We start from the raw sequence: 15,224 nt of genomic DNA on the forward strand, positions 1-15,224 counted from the left end.
TAATCCTAAGGAGATTATCATGAAACCTGGTGTTTATTCAGAAGTAGGTAAATTGAGGCAAGTGTTGGTATGCTCCCCCGGCTTGGCGCATGCTCGCTTGACTCCTGCGAACTGCGATGAACTATTGTTTGATGATGTGCTGTGGATTGAAAAAGCCCAGCAAGACCATCTGGATTTCCAAAACAAAATGCGTGAGCGTGGCGTTGATGTGCTAGAAATGCACGATATGCTGGCGCAAACTCTTGAAAACAAAGAAGCACTCAAATGGGTGCTGGATCGTAAAATCACCGACAACAGCGTAGGCGCACACGTTTCTCACGAATTGCGCGCTTGGTTGGAAGGTTTGTCTGCTAAACAACAAGCAGAATACTTGATTGGCGGCGTAAGCGTATTTGACTTGCCAAAAGACTTCCACAGCGATGCTGCTGATTTGGTTCGCGCGGCATACGGCAGCGCAGGCTTCGTTCTTCCTCCTCTTCCCAACACTCAATTCACTCGCGACAACACAAGCTGGGTATATGGCGGGGTAACTTTAAACCCGATGTATTGGCCGGCTCGTCGTCAAGAAACGCTGCTGACAACAGCCATCTATAAATTCCATCCCAACTTCACCAAAGACGGCGGCGTAAAAGTTTGGTGGGGCAATCCTGACGTAGATTACGGCGCGGCCACTTTGGAAGGCGGCGACGTATTCCCAATCGGCAATAAAGTAGTATTGGTGGGCATGGGCGAACGCAGCTCCGCTCAGGCTATTACCCAAATGGCGCAAGCCTTGTTCAAACAAGGCGTGGCAGAACGCGTGATTGTGGCGGCGTTGCCGAAAACCCGCGCAGCCATGCACTTGGATACGGTGTTCACATTCTGCGACCGCGATTTGGTGAACACGCATCCCGACGTAGTAGGCGGCATCACCGCATTCTCTCTGCGCCCTGATTCATCTAAACCAAACGGTTTGGACATCCGCAAAGAAAGTGAATCGTTTGTTAAAGTGGTTGAGAAAGCCTTGGGCTTGTCTAAATTGCGCGTGGTGGAGACGGGCGGCGATGCTTATGCTACCGAGCGCGAACAATGGGACGATGCCAACAACGTATTCGCATTAGAACCCGGCGTGGTAATCGGCTACGACCGCAACAAATACACCAACGCTCGCTTGCGCGATGCTGGTGTAGAAGTAGTTTCTATCGCTTCTTCTGAATTGGGTCGTGGTCGCGGCGGTGGTCGTTGCATGACTTGCCCCATCGTGCGTGATGCCGTTGATTATTGATTTGCAGTAATCGGCAGCCTGAAATGGGCAAGCCGTGTTGGCTGCATGATTTTCAGGCTGCCTGAAACCTTGTTTTCCTTAACCTTGTTATTAGGAGTTTTATCATGTCATTCAATCTGAACAACCGTCATTTGCTGAGCTTGGTTCACCACACCGAACAAGAAATCCGCTTCTTGCTGGATTTGTCTCGCGATTTGAAACGCGCTAAATACGCTGGCACAGAACAACAAACCCTGAAAGGCAAAAACATTGCCTTGATTTTTGAAAAAACTTCTACCCGCACTCGTTGCGCGTTTGAAGTAGCCGCTTATGACCAAGGCGCACAAGTAACTTACATTGACCCCACTTCTTCTCAAATCGGTCATAAAGAAAGCATGAAAGACACCGCCCGCGTGTTGGGCCGCATGTATGACGCGATTGAATACCGCGGTTTCAAACAATCCATCGTTGAAGAATTGGCGGAATATGCAGGCGTGCCCGTATTCAACGGCTTGACCGACGAATGGCACCCCACTCAAATGTTGGCTGACGTTTTGACCATGCAAGAACACAGCGACAAACCATTGCGCCAAATCAGCTACGCTTACTTGGGTGATGCGCGCAACAACGTGGGCAACTCTTTGCTGCTGATTGGTGCAAAATTGGGCATGGATGTTCGCATTGCTGCGCCAAAAGAATTGCAACCCACCGAAGAATTGCAAAAAATGTGCGCTGAATTTGCCAAAGAAAGCGGCGCACGCATTTTGGTAACCGACAACGCCGAAGAAGCCGTTAAAGGCGTGGACTACTTGTACACTGACGTATGGGTATCTATGGGCGAACCTATTGAAGCATGGGGCGAACGCATCAGCAAATTGATGCCTTACCAAGTAAACAGCAAATTGGTCGCTGCTACTGGCAACCCACGCGTGAAATTCCTGCACTGCTTGCCTGCATTCCACAACTGCGAAACCAAAGTGGGCAAACAAATTGCAGAAAAATACCCAGAATTGGCAAACGGCATTGAAGTAACCGAAGACGTGTTTGAATCTGCTCACAACGTGTCTTTTGACCAAGCCGAGAACCGTATGCACACCATTAAAGCTGTGATGGTTGCCTCTTTGTCTGGCTTGTAATAGAGCGCTCAGGCAGCCTGAAAACCGATTTTCAGGCTGCCTGAAATGTTTTTAGAACGTATTTTTAGGAGAATATCCATGCGTATCGTTATTGCACTGGGCGGCAACGCCTTGCTTCGTCGCGGTCAGCCCATGACCGCTGAAAACCAACGTGAAAATGTCCGCATCGCTGCCGAGCAAATGGCTAAAGTATACAAAGGCAACGAATTGGTGATTGCCCACGGCAACGGCCCACAAGTGGGCTTGTTGGCTTTGCAAGGCACAGCTTATTATCAACACGTTGATAACAAAGTGGAAGCCTATCCATTGGATGTGTTGGGCGCAGAAACCCAAGGCATGATTGGCTACATGATTGAACAAGAAATGGGCAACTTGCTGCCCAAAGACGTGCCGTTTGCCACCTTGCTGACCCAAGTGGAAGTGGATAAAGCCGACCCCGCTTTCCAAAACCCAACTAAATTCGTAGGTCCTGTTTACGAAAAAGCAGAAGCCGAACGCTTGGCTGCGGAAAAAGGTTGGAGCATCAAACAAGACGGCGACAAATTCCGCCGCGTGGTGCCCAGCCCCTTGCCCAAACGTATTTTTGAATTGAATCCTGTGAAATGGATGCTGGAAAAAGGCGCGGTTGTGGTATGCGCTGGCGGCGGCGGTATCCCTACTTACTACGAATCCGAAGGCAAATTGGCCGGCATTGAAGCTGTGATTGACAAAGACTTGTGCTCTTCATTGCTGGCACGCGATTTGAACGCGGATATGCTGGTGATTGCCACCGATGTGGACGCGACTTATGTGAACTGGGGCAAACCCGATCAAAAAGCGATTTTTGAAGCGCATCCGCAAGCCTTCCGCGATTTGAACTTCCCTGCCGGCTCAATGGGGCCGAAAGTGGACGCAGCGTGCGAATTTGCTGAAAAAACAGGCAAAGTGGCTGTGATTGGCTCGCTGGCTGACATTGAAGCGATTGTGGCGGGCAAAGCGGGCACCCGCATCAGCACTCAATTTAACGGCATCACTTATCGTTAATTGACCTGCCTCTTTATTTTTAAAACTTCATAATACTGGTAACAAAAGTAATCAGTCCCAAGAAAATACCGGGCGCGTTAGCGAGGACAACCGGCCAGTCGCGCTGTTTTTTCAACAGGCCATAGGCAACCCACAAGGTGCAGTTGACTGCGGCAACGAGCGGTTGCAGCCAGTCACCGGGTTGTCCGTTCAGGTTGTTTATGATTTGCGGAATATATGAAACATACATCCCTACCGCAGTGAGCGCGGCAGCAACGGAGAGGATTTTCATCTGTTTTTCGGTCATGCTTTTCTTTCTAATGGTTGGTAAAGGGTAAATCGTTTTTGTTTTCCGACGGTGTTTTCAGGCTGCCTGAAAAGAAATTGGGATATTCTGGCTAAAAAAGCACGAATTGCAGAATTTACGAAACGTGCTTCCAGTTGGTTGATGGCAGATGCCTAACTTGTCGGAAAGCAAGGCATTTTAAGCAAATTAGGGTAGGAAGTCAAGTTTCAGGCAGCCTGAAAACAGCTAACAAAAAAACGGCATCTGCATTAAAACAGATGCCGTTTGTTTAGCGATTAACCGGATTAGAAGATTTCACGCCATGAAAGGCGGCGGAGAATCGGGTTGTCAGACAACGGATTTTGGTTAATGGAAATGACACCATTTGTACCAATCGCCATCGTCATATTAGAGAGTTGCCCGTTAATAGATACTTGTGTGTTTCCGCTATTAGGAGCAATATTGTTGTTGTAGGTTAACATGCCAACTAGTGTATCTTTGTTGTCATATTTTCCATCTCCATTTGTATCTATCAATGGTTGTTTAAATAAACCACCATTTCGTAGGTCTACGTTAATGAATGATGTAGCACCCGTTAAAGAGCAGGCATTATCGTCATGAGTGCGCATAACAGACTGGAATCGCGCAACTTTATTACGATATATGTTTGCATCTGCGGTAACAACTTGCCCTTTAGGTAAGGTAATAAACCATCCTTTATGGGAGTCAGTTATTTCGTTTTCTGAAATTGTCCATGCAGAGGCATTTGCTGCGGTAATAGCATTAACACCCTCAGTTATTTTTGCACCAATAGTTTGATTTAATAATTCTCCTTCTGTTATGGTTGTTTTACCATCATCAAAGAAACCATATGCATAGTTTTGCTGATTACTATCCAAAGCATCTGCCGTCAAATATTGACCAGTACCAGCAATAACATAAGTTTTGCCATAAGCAATAGTTGCTGCTGGTGCGGTTGTAAATGGAGCAGAGCCACCAGTAAAGAGTTTGCTTGGTGTCCATTGACCAGTTGTGTGGTCATAATTAACTCGCCATAGGTTGCCATCATAGTCGCCCGCATACAGTTTTTCTGGGATACCATCTCCATTTGAATCAAACACGAACACAGGACCAACGCCTCTAGTGCCTAGTTTGATTTTTGTGTAGTTAGTATTTTCAGTCCATGCTTGTCCCTTGGATTTATCTAGATTCAAAATAAATATAGAACCAGTATCAGAAACATTTTCATATCCACTACTTACGATGGCGATTGCTTTCCCATCTTTATCTTTCGCAATAGAAGGTGAGCCAACAGTTAACCCAAAATCAGCATCATCAGCATTTGAAAATTCCCAAAGCAAATTTTCATCAGTTGGATTAGTTAAATCAGTAGCATCTAACGCATAGATAGAAGCCCCACCCTTACCAGCTGTGCTTACAACAACGGTATGAGCCTTGCCATCTGCTGCTAAGCAAACATCTTTAACGGTAGGTGTACCATCATTTAAATATTGATGAATATAGCTAGGTTGGGCGTATTTAGGGAGTGATGGAATTGCTGTTGAAACCACATATGCCATTTTCTCTCTACCGTCATTGCCCAATAAGTGCATCATGCCATCATTGGAATTGACAATATAATTCCAAGAACGAGAACGCACGGCAGCAGGGTTTGCAAATGTACAGCCAGCAGGAGGTTCAATTGAGTTTTTTACTAACGCAACAGTTGGGCTAACTAATGTGCCTAAGATGCTTGTACGATAACGCGCAGAACCTGTTACTGTTTCTGTTCCTTCTTTGCTATTGTCGCCAAGTGTATAGTTAATAACATCGTCATCCGTTAGGCTACCAGCACCCGTTACTGTTTCAGCAAATAGCCCTTTGTTGTTAGTGCTAAATTTAACAAAGCCATTTGCTTTATTACGAGTGTAAACGTTACGATTTACATAATTTGCATTATGGAATGTTTCGGTCATTAACGATCCAGCGACCCATTCTTTAACACCCGATGCGGTTAATTTATTATTTTTGAAACTATAACGTTCCGAAACCACATCCCCTGTTAGTTTATCAAAATCATAGGTAGTTGATAAAATTACGGTTGATTGACCAGGTGATAAATCAATAACTTGTCCTGGTACATTCGTAAAGGTTGGTGCGGCTTGGGATGGGTTATTAAATTTACCCGCCGACAATAATGCTTTTTTCAAGGCATTAATCAAGTTATCGGGGTTGTTACCCAATGCAAAGTTATCTGGTATGCCTTTAGGAAAATCAGGATCTGAAGTTCTGCCTACAGGATCTTGAGTCCAAGAAGTTCTATCTAAATTGGGGTTTAAGAGAGTAACAGGTGTCTCTACGCTACCACCTGTTCGGTAACCGCCATATTTAGCTGCCATATAATATGTATTACCCTTGCGATCCTCTGATTCTTTGGATACACCATTTTCCAAAACGTCAATAATAAAGTTATTTTGGAATTGATTGCCTGGGATGTCAGTACGCGTATCTGTTGTATGCGCCCAATACGCTAAGGCTGCCATACCAGCTGGAGAATATCCAAAATTGGTAATTGGACCTGAACCACGGTTATACATCCATGTGCTGCTCCCCCATCCTTCCATATCTAGCACTTGTTTCAGAATTGCACCTGTTTCTAGGGTTGGTACATCAGTAACTTGAGGCGAAGCATTAGCAACAACATTACTTCCTTCTGGATTCAGCTTGGGCAAATTGGTATCCGCGTGAGTATTTGTATCGCCAATATAGATAATTGTATTGGGACGACACATAGGTTCTTTGCTGGTTGCAGTGAAATCGCTTTTTAATGGATCTTCCCAGTCATAAATAGCAGGAAAGCCATCTAGCTCATCAGTAGTTAGAGTCCTATTTAATTTATAGACAGAAGAGTTTATACCTTGCGAACCTGTTCTCAAATAACGCATGGCTGTGTAATATAATTCAGCGGCCGGATCATGAGTTTTATAACCAGATTTATCGCCAAATTTATTTAAATAGTTAATTGCGCCACTATTACCTTCCAATGCGCGCTCTGGATTAGGGAACAATTTACCAGTATTCGCATCCCATTCTGGGTTAGGCACGGAAGCGGAACCCGATGTTGGTTGGGTTAAATATTTCATTCTGCTGCGTAATACGCCACCATCTACACCAGTTGTTCCTGGGATATTAAGATAACCTAAAGTGGCAACACGAGTTCCCGTTCTTGCATACTGTTGTAATAGACCTTCAGGTTTTTTGACGCGACCATAATCAACACAAACATCCTTATCTACACCAGTAGCAGAATCGCATACCTGCACAACAACAGGCATTTGGTTGAGTATTGGGCTCGATACGGCACGATATGAATTTGCCTTAGCTCTTAAATTATTAACCAATTTTCTTAAATCAGCATTGTTTGGATTGGGTGTAATGGCATTAACATCTAACCAAGCGAATTCAGTTACTCCCCTAACTTTAATCGCACGGGCAGGTACAGTAGTAAATCCTATATTAAAAAAGTATAGATTTCCATCTGCAAATGTAGCAGCATTGTCTACTAAATCATTGGATAATCTTCTAGGTGAATTTTTAGTAACAATGAGTTTAAATCCTGCTGCTCTTGGAGCGCCTGCAACATTCACTTTTGAAATAGAATCTTGCATAACTAAATCAATAATAGCGGCGGGAAATAGTTGTTTTAAGAAAGCAACATCAGGATTGCCCCATGGTTGCTCTATACCTCGGATAATCAAACGGTTAGCAGTATTGGAGTTTTGTCCAATTGGGAATACATTAGCTCGGCGCAAAAATGTTGCTGTGTCAGTATCTCCAAGAGAATATGCTGCACTATCATTGTTTGTGCCAAAGGCGCGATTGCCACCTGTCATTGTATTGCGGAAAATATCTAGAGCAGACATAGTAAGCCAGTTCATAATATTTCCACTAAATTCTGTTCCAGAGGAGCAGGTGCCATTAGCAGCGGCTGATGAAGTGGCTTTAAAATACCCGCCATTGCCAGAGGCATTTGCTATATATGTATAGCATTTTGAGTTATCAAAATAGCCATGATATTTGCGAGAAAAGTGTCCTTTGTTTTTATACAAAATTGGATAATCTTTATGGAGCGTCCCACTAAATTCGTTTGCAGAATATGCAGCACCCGCAGTTGGGAACTCTACAGATAGCGCTAGCGTAATATTAGGAGAGTATTTTGCCGCAACACCAGCCAACGGAGCTTGGCTTGGCATGATTTTAGGAGCAGCAAAAGCCACAGCGGGTATAAGCATAATAGAAGATGCAATTAAATTCAACTTAAAACCACATCTCTTATTTATATTTTTTACATTTTTAATAGACATAATACTGTATCCTATTATATTTATGGTTGTAAAAACGAAAGGTTATTTAAAATAAGCAATTTTTGTGCAAATAACGTATTGTAGTTTTTAGGCAAAAAAATAGCACGTTCGGCGGGGAACGTGCTGGGAAATTATTCTTTGGAGATATGCTAAATTGCGTTTAACTGTGCAAGATGGGCTTATTCTAGCTAACAATTTTTGTTTTGGCAAGAAAAAAACGACAAAATTTGTCATATTTTTTATTTTGGCAGCCTGAAATTTGGTTGCCAGTTTTGTTTGAGCTTGATTTGTTGTTTTAAATCATTGTGTTATTTATTTTCAGGCTGCTGGGTTAGGTTTTGTTAAAATGTGCGTTTTTTTGATGATGGCGGGAATTTTATGTTTCGTTGTTTCTTTTTGAATGATAAGTGGCGGGTATGGGCTTGGCTTGGGGCGGCTGTGATTTTGGCTTCCATTTGGTTTAAGGTGGAATTGGATGTGCAAATTAACGAGTGGTTTGGGGTGTTTTATGATGGGATTCAGGATATTTTGAAGTCGCCTAATTCGGTTACGTTTCCGCAGTTTTTGGCTAAATTGTTGGTGTTTGCGAAGATTGCGGGGGTATCGATTGTGCTGACGATTTTGTTGGATTTTTTTGGTAAGCATTACATTTTTCGTTGGCGTTCGGCGATGACGGAATATTATGAGGCAAATTGGCATTGGGTGCGGCAGGTGGAGGGGGCTTCGCAGCGGATTCAGGAGGATACGATGCGTTTTGCGCGCACGATGGAGGCTTTGGGAGAGAGTTTTATTCGGGCGGTTTTGACTTTGGTGGCGTTTTTGCCGCTGTTGTGGGCATTGAGCGAGCGGGTTACGGTGTTGCCTTGGGTGGGGCATGTGCCGCATTCGTTGGTGTTTGTGGCGTTGGTGTTTTCTATTGTGGGGACGGTGGTTTTGGCGGCGGTGGGGGTGAAGCTGCCGGGGTTGGAATATAACAATCAGCGGGTGGAGGCGGCGTATCGTAAGGAGTTGGTGTTGGGGGAGGATGATGCGACTCGGGCGCAGCCTGAAAATTTGCGGGTTTTGTTTGGGGCGGTGCGGCGCAATAATTTTGTGTTGTATGCGCATTATTTGTATTTTGATTTGGTGCGCTGGTCTTATTTGCAGTTTGCGGTGGTGGTGCCTTATATGGCTTTGGGCCCGAGTTTGATTGCGGGGGCGTTGTCGCTTGGGGTGTTGCAGCAGGTGGTGCGGGCGTTTGGGAAGGTGCAGGATGCGTTTCAGTTTTTGGTGCAGTCGTGGACGACGATTGTGGAGTTGATGTCTATTTATAAGCGGTTGCGGGAATTTGAGCGGCAGATTGTGGTTAATCAGGGAAATGGTGTGGTTGCCATGGTTTCAGGCTGCCTGAATGGGATTGGAAGTAATCGGAAGATGGGGATTGGATTGCGGCGCAGGGTTATGGTGCGACAGGCTATACGAACGAGAATGATGCGATAGTTTTACTTTGCTGAACTCGTTTTCAGGCTGCCTTATTGGTGGGGTGTATAGGCAGCCTGAAAAAAGGGGATAACGATAAAAGCACGCTTGTTGGGGCGTGCTTTTTTGTGTTTACCACATCATGCGTTGTGGGTTGTCGTTATACCAGCGGTTTGGGTATTCGCGGCGGTTATCGTCGCGCCAGTCTCGGCGGTCGCGCCAGTCGCGTTGGTCTCGATAATCGCGGCGGTCGTAATCGTTGCGGTAGCGGCGGTAGTCGTCGTAATCGCGGATGCGTTCTATGCGGGCGTTGCGCGATGGGCGGTAGTCGCGGGGGAGGCGGTTGTAGTCGCGGTCGTAGTAGTGGTTGTCGCTGGTGTTGAAGAAGAGTAGGCTGGCTACGCCGATGGTGGCGGCTGTGGCGGCAGCGTTGGTGAGTGGGTCGTTGGAGATGGTGCAGCCTGAAAGTGCGCCTGCGAGGATGCTGGTGGCGAGGATTGCGTTGATGCGGCGTTGCCATTTATTGCGTTGTGCCATGGGGTGTCCTTTGTTGGCGGTTGAAATAGGCGGTATTGTGGCAAGCGGTGGGGATGGGTGTATAGCGGGTTTGTGCAAAGTTGGGTGGGCGAATGTTAGGCAGCCTGAAAATGTGTTAAGTTGGCTTGGGGGTAAGCGGTTTTCAGGCTGCCTTTGCGCGGTGTGGTGTTTACCTCTATATATAATGTGCGGCGTTTTGGCTACGCCGAAACTCGTTTTCAGGCTGCCTTGGGAGGACTGATGGATAGTGTTTTGTTGGGTTTGATAGTGGCGGGGTTTGCGGCGGGGCTGATGGATGCGGCGGTGGGCGGGGGCGGGTTGTTGCAGATTCCCGCGCTGTTTGGTTTGCTGCCGGGCAACACGCCTGTGCCGTCGGTGTTGGGGGTAAACAAGTTTGCTTCGTTTACGGGGACGGCGATGGCAGCGGGGCAGTTTGTGCGGCGCGTGCGCGTGCCGTGGCGGATGCTGCTGCCTGCGGCGGTGTTGGCGTTTGCGGCGTCGTTTTTTGGGGCGAAATTGTCGGCGCTTGTGCCGGTGCGGTATATGAAGCCTGCGATGTTGGCGGTGATGCTGGCGATGCTGGTTTACACGTTTTGCAAGAAGGATTTGGGTCAGATGGTGCGCGATGCGGCTTTAACGCGGCGCGAGTATGCCGTCGGCTTGGCAACGGGCGCGGCGATTGGTTTGTATGACGGCATATTGGGGCCGGGCACGGGCAGCTTGCTGGCGTTTGTGTTTGTGCGCTTTTTTGCGTATGACTTTTTAACGGCGACGGCTTCGGCGAAAGTGATTAATTTGACCACGAATTTGGCGGCGTTAGCCTTTTTTGTGCCCAACGGGCATATTGTGTGGGCTTGGGCGTTGCCGTTGGCGGCGGCGAATTTTTGCGGCGGGTTTGTCGGCTCTTGGCTGGCGATGCGCGGGGGAGTGAAGTTTTTGCGCGTGGGGTTTATGCTTGCGCTGGCGGTGCTGATGGGGAAATTCGGCTGGGATATTTGGCTAAACGGATAGGCAGCCTGAAAAGCGTATTGGAGTGGCGATGCTAAAAATGAGTGAACAACAAAGATTTGAAACCATCCGCCGGCTGGTGCGCGATTGGGTGGACAATAATCGCGCGGCGTTTGCCCGGCAAGGCGGCGAGGTGGAAGAGCACGAGGGCGCAGATTGGGATGGCGCGGCGTTTTACACGGCAACTTGCTTGCTGCCGCATTGCGTGGCGCGGGTTGTGGTAATCATGCCTGCGTTTCATCCGTTTCGGTTTGTGGGCATGGAGGCGTTGAGCGCGGAAACGGGCGATTGTTTGTTGAATTGGCACGACGGCGATGGTTGGGCAACCGATGAGGCTATTCAAACCGTGCTGCGCCATTTGCAAGATATTTTGCTGGATGGTTAAACGCAAATAAGGCAGCCTGAAACTTATTTTTTGGTTTCAGGCTGCCTTTTGAGCGCAATTCAAACAATGAAAAGAAAGGGGCAACCTGCGCGGTTGCCCAAAAAAACTTGATAAAGGAAAGGATACATCAAAATGAAAAACTGTTTGAATATTATATGTCTTTTGGGGTTATTGTTCAACCCTAATGCCCGAAATTGTTGTTTTATTACCCGCAATCGCGTTTACGGTTAAAAATGAACTCGCCAAATCTGCGCAGCAACCGCAGCAAGATGCCACGCCTAATTGGTCTTTCAAATCGGTTAAAGAAGATGCGCCTGCGGCAACGGCTTCTTTGATTTTGTGGTCGCTAATGGCGTTACAGATGCAAACGTACATGGTGTGTCTCCTGAATGTTGAGTGATAAACACTCTTAACTTTTTTGTGGCGCGAATGATAATGTTGTTCATTTTGGTTTGCAAGCGGTAAATTTAGGAAAAATAATGCGCGGCAAAAATACAACATCTGCCACACCAACGCGCCCTTGTAAGCAGCCTGAAAAACGCCCTACAATCGCGCTTTTTCTATTTTCAGGCTGCCTGATGCCTATTGTGAACAGGCATTCCAGCCACGCACCGACATCATGCATTTCTCATCCGAAAATCCATCCCAATCATTGTTAAACAACCTCAACCCCGAGCAGCTTGCCGCTGTAACTTATCCGCCACAATCCGCGCTGGTGTTGGCAGGCGCGGGCAGCGGCAAAACCCGTGTGCTCACCACGCGCATCGCATGGTTGCTGCAAAACCAAATGGCGAGCGTGCACAGCATTTTGGCGGTAACGTTTACCAACAAAGCCGCCAAAGAAATGCAAACGCGGCTGGGCGCAATGCTGCCGCTCAATTTGCGTGCCATGTGGTTGGGCACATTTCATGGCTTGTGCCACCGCTTTTTGCGTTTGCATTACCGCGAAGCAGACTTGCCGCAAACCTTTCAAATTTTAGACAGCAGCGACCAACTCTCGCTGATTAAACGCCTGCTCAAACAGCTCAATATTTCCGAAGACAGCCTTGCGCCGCGCGTGCTGCAAGGTTTCATCAACGCGCAAAAAGAAGCAGGCTTGCGCGCAGGCAGCCTGAACGCGCCCGACCCGCATTTGCAACGGCTCATCCTGTGCTACGCCGAATACGAAAAACAATGCCAACAAGAAGGCGTGGCGGATTTTGCCGAGCTAATGCTGCGCAGCTACGAAGTGCTCAACACCAACGAAGTGCTGCGCACGCACTACCAAAACCGTTTCAACCACATTTTGGTGGACGAATTCCAAGATACCAACAAGCTACAATACGCATGGCTCAAACTCATCGCAGGCGAGCAAAGCGCGATTTTTGCCGTGGGCGACGACGACCAATCCATCTATCGCTTTCGCGGCGCAAACGTGGGCAACATGACCGACCTGATGCGCGAATTTCACATCGCCGCCCCCATCAAGCTGGAACGCAACTATCGCTCCGTGGGCAACATTCTTGCCGCCGCCAACGCCGTTATCCAAAACAACAGCGAGCGGCTGGGCAAAAACCTGCGCACCGAAGCCGAAAGCGGCGACAAAATCCGCTATTTCTGCGCCTATAACGACTACGAAGAAGCCCAATTCATCACCGAAGAATGCCGCCACCTGCAACGCCACGGCACGCCGCTAGATCAAATCGCCATCCTATACCGCAGCAACGCCCAATCGCGCATCATTGAGCAACAGCTTTTTCAGGCTGCCATACCTTATAGAATTTATGGCGGCTTGCGCTTTTATGAACGCCAAGAAATCAAACACGCCCTTGCCTACTTGCGTCTTGCCGTAAACCCCAACGACGACAACGCCCTGCTGCGCGTCATCAACTTCCCACCGCGCGGCATCGGCACACGCAGCGTAGAGAATATTCAGGCTGCCGCAGCCGAACAAGGCATCAGCCTCTGGCAAGCCGCCTGTGGCATGGGCGCCAAAGCCAGCAAAATCGCCGCTTTCGTGCAACTGATAGACAGCTTCCAACAGCAAATCCCCCATTTCAGGCTGCCTGAAATCCTGCAAACCATCCTACAAGACAGCGGCTTATACGCGCATTACCAAGCGCAAAAACAAGCCAGCGAACGCGAGCACACCGAAAACCTAGACGAACTCATCAACGCCGCCGAATTCTTCCGCCCCGAAGACAGCCCCTTTGAAACGCAGCCTGAAAACAACACCGACAGCCCCGAGTTCCCCATCCTCGCCTTTTTGAGCAACGCCAGCTTGGAAAGCGGCGAAACCCAAGCCGGCGCAGGGCAAGAAGCCGTGCAGCTGATGACCGTGCACGCCGCCAAAGGGCTAGAATTTGACAACGTATTTCTCAGCGGCATGGAAGAAGGACGCTTCCCCAGCGAAATGAGCCTAGTCGAACACGGCGGCTTGCAAGAAGAACGCAGACTCATGTATGTCGCCATCACCCGCGCGCGCAAACGCCTATATATAAGCATGGCGCAGCAACGCCAGCTATACGGCATCACCCAAGCCAGCATCGTCTCCCGCTTTATCGACGAAATCCCCAGCGAACTGCTGCACCACCTATCCCCGCCCAAAGCCCCATTAGGCAGCCTGAAAACGAGTACAACGAGTTTCGGCGCAGCCAAAAATCATTCCGTCCACGCCTCCCAAAGGCAGCCTGAAAACGAGTGCAACGCAACCAGCCCCCCCCCACGCGATTACCACGGCTACACCCTCGGCGAAAACATCCGCCACGCCAAATTTGGCACAGGCGTCATCATCGATGCCATAGACAAAGGCAGCAGCGCACGGCTCACCATCAACTTCGGCGCAAACGGCATCAAAGAGCTGGATACCGCCTTTGCCAAGCTGGAAAAGCTGGCATAGAGCGCGAGAGCATTTTCAGGCTGTCTTCTTGTGGATGTAGCAAACTTACGCAGGAACATCTAAAAACCTGACAAATTCCGTCAGCAAAGTGGCAAAAAATCACCCAAAATTACCCAAAACGCCACTGACCAAAAATGTCATAAAAATAAAAACAAAAACAAAAACAATAAATTGAAAGAAAATCACGAGCTGGCACAACCCATGCTAAAATCTAAGCACAACACACTTGATTCGCAACGCGGCGCACGAGCAAGTGTTCTTCCCTGAAAAACGCGCCGCACATTCTTTGTAAACTTTATCTTGGAGATAAAACATGAAAACTATGCAAAAAGGTTTCACGTTGATCGAGTTGATGATCGTAATCGCAATCTTGGGTATTTTGGCTGCTATCGCATTGCCTATGTACCAAGACTACATTTCTAAATCTCAAATGACTCGTGTGGCTGGCGAATTGGCTGCTCGTAAAACCATCGTTGATGCTGCTTTCTTTGAAGGTCGTACCGTAGTTCGTGGTGCCACTACTGATACTGCTACGGCAGACACTTTGAATTTGTTGAATGGTAAGGAGGATGCTGGTACTCCTACTTCTAATCTGATGTCAGCTGTTACTGCTTCTCCTTTGGCTGGTCCTGACTTTGTCATGGAAGCTACTTTGGGTGATAAAGCCAACACCGCTATCAAAGGTGTTAAAGTGAAGTATACACGTACCAAAGATGGTGTTTGGACCTGCACAATTGACAAATCTGGTGCTGGTGCATGGAAAGATAAATTCACTCCTGGTGGTTGTACTGTAGGTGCTGCTACTCCAGCTCCAGCTCCTTAATAGTTAGTATTTGGTTTTGTAAGACCATGCCACATATGTGGTGTGGTCTTTTTATATATAACAAAAAACTATTTTTATTGAAAGTAGAAAAATAATCGTTGATT

12 protein-coding genes are annotated in these 15,224 nt (G+C 47.6%); 8 read left to right on the forward strand and 4 right to left on the reverse strand.

Features of this window, described 5'->3' with window-relative positions; translation table 11 throughout:
- Positions 1 to 19: 19 nt before the first annotated feature.
- The 3 genes from arcA (at position 20) to arcC (ending at position 3,402) form a co-directional block, all read left to right on the forward strand.
- On the forward strand, positions 20 to 1,264 hold the full coding sequence (arcA, locus tag JDW22_RS08535; protein ID WP_200522666.1) for an arginine deiminase: 1,245 nt from the start codon (positions 20 to 22) through the stop codon (positions 1,262 to 1,264).
- 104 nt (positions 1,265 to 1,368) lie between these two features.
- A complete protein-coding gene (locus JDW22_RS08540; protein ID WP_200522667.1) occupies positions 1,369 to 2,379 on the forward strand; it encodes an ornithine carbamoyltransferase in 1,011 nt (336 codons plus the stop codon).
- A 78-nt stretch (positions 2,380 to 2,457) separates the two neighbouring features.
- A complete protein-coding gene (gene arcC, locus JDW22_RS08545) occupies positions 2,458 to 3,402 on the forward strand; it encodes a carbamate kinase (RefSeq protein WP_200522668.1) in 945 nt (314 codons plus the stop codon).
- Positions 3,403 to 3,421: 19 nt separating this feature from the next.
- Here arcC and JDW22_RS08550 read toward each other — a convergent pair whose 3' ends face one another.
- Both JDW22_RS08550 and JDW22_RS08555 read right to left on the reverse strand, forming a co-directional pair.
- Entirely contained in the window at positions 3,422 to 3,688 is a 267-nt protein-coding gene (locus tag JDW22_RS08550) for a SemiSWEET family transporter (protein WP_200522669.1), read from the reverse strand.
- A 284-nt stretch (positions 3,689 to 3,972) separates the two neighbouring features.
- Complete coding sequence (locus JDW22_RS08555) at positions 3,973 to 8,031, reverse strand: pilus assembly protein (RefSeq protein ID WP_200522670.1); 4,059 nt, start codon at positions 8,029 to 8,031, stop codon at positions 3,973 to 3,975.
- 378 nt (positions 8,032 to 8,409) lie between these two features.
- On the opposite strand from JDW22_RS08555, the gene JDW22_RS08560 reads away from it, so the two are divergent.
- Positions 8,410 to 9,510 carry a putative transporter gene (locus JDW22_RS08560; protein WP_235965080.1) on the forward strand — a complete coding sequence of 367 codons (1,101 nt, stop codon included), beginning with the start codon at positions 8,410 to 8,412 and terminating at the stop codon, positions 9,508 to 9,510.
- 111 nt (positions 9,511 to 9,621) lie between these two features.
- Here the strand turns inward: JDW22_RS08560 and JDW22_RS08565 are convergent, their stop codons facing one another.
- Positions 9,622 to 10,026 carry a hypothetical protein gene (locus tag JDW22_RS08565; protein WP_200522671.1) on the reverse strand — a complete coding sequence of 135 codons (405 nt, stop codon included), beginning with the start codon at positions 10,024 to 10,026 and terminating at the stop codon, positions 9,622 to 9,624.
- 240 nt (positions 10,027 to 10,266) lie between these two features.
- Between JDW22_RS08565 and JDW22_RS08570 the strand changes: the two genes are divergently transcribed.
- Together JDW22_RS08570 and JDW22_RS08575 are read left to right on the forward strand one after the other, a co-directional pair.
- Positions 10,267 to 11,037 (forward strand): sulfite exporter TauE/SafE family protein, encoded by a 771-nt coding sequence (locus tag JDW22_RS08570; RefSeq protein ID WP_200522751.1) that lies wholly within the window; start codon positions 10,267 to 10,269, stop codon positions 11,035 to 11,037.
- Between the two features lie 37 nt (positions 11,038 to 11,074).
- Positions 11,075 to 11,419, forward strand: coding sequence for a hypothetical protein (locus JDW22_RS08575; protein WP_200522672.1), 345 nt, complete (start codon positions 11,075 to 11,077; stop codon positions 11,417 to 11,419).
- A gap of 168 nt (positions 11,420 to 11,587) precedes the next feature.
- On the opposite strand, the gene JDW22_RS08580 is transcribed toward JDW22_RS08575, so the two are convergent.
- The gene (locus JDW22_RS08580; protein ID WP_200522673.1) at positions 11,588 to 11,794 is read right to left on the reverse strand and encodes a (2Fe-2S)-binding protein; all 207 of its coding nucleotides are present in this window, start codon (positions 11,792 to 11,794) and stop codon (positions 11,588 to 11,590) included.
- A 244-nt stretch (positions 11,795 to 12,038) separates the two neighbouring features.
- On the opposite strand from JDW22_RS08580, the gene JDW22_RS08585 reads away from it, so the two are divergent.
- Positions 12,039 to 14,297 carry a UvrD-helicase domain-containing protein gene (locus JDW22_RS08585; protein WP_200522674.1) on the forward strand — a complete coding sequence of 753 codons (2,259 nt, stop codon included), beginning with the start codon at positions 12,039 to 12,041 and terminating at the stop codon, positions 14,295 to 14,297.
- 313 nt (positions 14,298 to 14,610) lie between these two features.
- Positions 14,611 to 15,120: a pilin gene (locus JDW22_RS08590; protein ID WP_200522675.1), complete on the forward strand. Its 510-nt coding sequence runs from the start codon at positions 14,611 to 14,613 to the stop codon at positions 15,118 to 15,120.
- The last annotated feature ends 104 nt before the right edge of the window (positions 15,121 to 15,224 follow it).

The sequence above is a fragment of the Kingella bonacorsii genome, from assembly GCF_016623605.1.
Taxonomy (GTDB): Bacteria; Pseudomonadota; Gammaproteobacteria; order Burkholderiales; family Neisseriaceae; genus Kingella_B; species Kingella_B oralis.